The organism is Grimontia marina, assembly GCF_900060185.1.
GTDB classification, from domain to species: Bacteria; Pseudomonadota; Gammaproteobacteria; order Enterobacterales; family Vibrionaceae; genus Enterovibrio; species Enterovibrio marinus.
The window spans coordinates 1-787 of sequence record NZ_FIZY01000207.1 but is presented as its reverse complement, the minus strand read 5'-3'; the positions used below and the strand labels follow the sequence as shown (position 1 = coordinate 787).

The window sequence follows — 787 nt, the reverse complement described above, 5'->3', positions numbered from 1 at the left end:
CTAGACCCTAATGATAACTGGCATGGTTTTAAAGGTATTGATGATAACCACATGTACCTTGACCCAATTAAAATTACTTTATTAACTCCTGGAATGAATCAACAAGGTGAGCTTGAAGCGTCGGGGATCCCTGCCTCATTAGTGGCTAAATTCTTAGACGAGCGCGGCATTGTGGTTGAAAAAACAGGCCCATACAACCTGCTGATCTTGTTCTTAATTGGTATTGATAAATCGAAAGCGATGCAACTGTTGCGCGGTTTGACTGAGTTCAAACGGGGTTACGATTTGAACTTGACCATTCGTTCGATTCTTCCTTCTTTATACAAAGAAGACCCAAGCTTCTACGAAGGCATGAGTATCCAAGAGCTAGCGCAAGGTATTCACGACTTAACTAAGAAATATGCATTGCCAGAATTGATGTACAAAGCATTTGATGTGTTGCCTGAGATGAAAGTGACGCCACACGCGGCGTGGCAGAAAGAACTACGCGGTAAAACTGAAGAGGTTCTGTTGAATGAAATGGTTAACCGCGTGAGCGCGAATATGATCTTACCTTATCCTCCTGGTGTACCTTTGGTGTTGGCAAGTGAAATGGTGACAGAGATCTCACGTCCTGTCCTTGAATTCTTGGAAATGTTGTGTGAAATCGGCGCGCATTATCCGGGGTTTGATACTGATATTCACGGCTTGTATCGTCATGCTAACGGGAGCTACACAGTGAAAGTGTTGAAAGACTAAAGGTCGATTTTGTTGGCGGTTTATCGGGAACCTTTATTGCGCGCGCAGC

1 protein-coding gene is annotated in these 787 nt (G+C 44.0%); it reads left to right on the top strand.

What is annotated here, in order from left to right; genetic code table 11:
• The coding region (locus tag GMA8713_RS26020) for an Orn/Lys/Arg family decarboxylase (protein ID WP_479687082.1) at positions 1-738 on the top strand (738 nt) is incomplete at its 5' end.
• Positions 739-787: the final 49 nt, after the last annotated feature.